At 27.7% G+C, this 455-nt stretch carries 1 protein-coding gene; it reads right to left on the reverse strand.

Annotation, left to right across the window (positions count from 1 at the left end; all coding sequences use genetic code 11):
• A partial coding sequence (locus tag LC457_RS23305; RefSeq protein ID WP_223601923.1) for an HPr family phosphocarrier protein occupies positions 1-156 on the reverse strand: 156 nt, incomplete at its 3' end.
• Positions 157-455: the final 299 nt, after the last annotated feature.

Raw genomic sequence — 455 nt, forward strand, 5'->3', positions numbered from 1 at the left:
GGACATAACGCCCATAATAGATTTTAAATTAACAGTTTTGCCTTTGTATTCTAAATTGATTTCTGAATCAAATCTGCTTGCAGTTTGCACTAAAAGTGTTGCCTGTCTTGCATGAATTCCTGTTTCTGCTGTTACCTTAAATTGTTTTTCTGCCATTTAATATCAAACTCCTTTTAGTTTAAATGTAGTAAAATGATGCTTATGATAGCCTTTACAATATAATCCTTTTAGTCATTTTTCTTACAAATAGACCTGTAATATTTTCCCCTAAAAGGAACTTAAGTATGTAAGCTTTAAGCCTCATTTATAGTTAATAAATATTAATACAATTGCTAGAATAACATGTTCAAACACTACAGACAACTTATAAACTAAAATGTAAGCGCATTAAAAAATGACAATTTATTTTTTTTACAAATTTCATAAAATAGACATAAAAAGCTGTCTTTCTAGAC

It is taken from the genome of Chryseobacterium sp. GVT01B, from assembly GCF_019970045.1.
Lineage (GTDB): Bacteria > Bacteroidota > Bacteroidia > Flavobacteriales > Weeksellaceae > Chryseobacterium.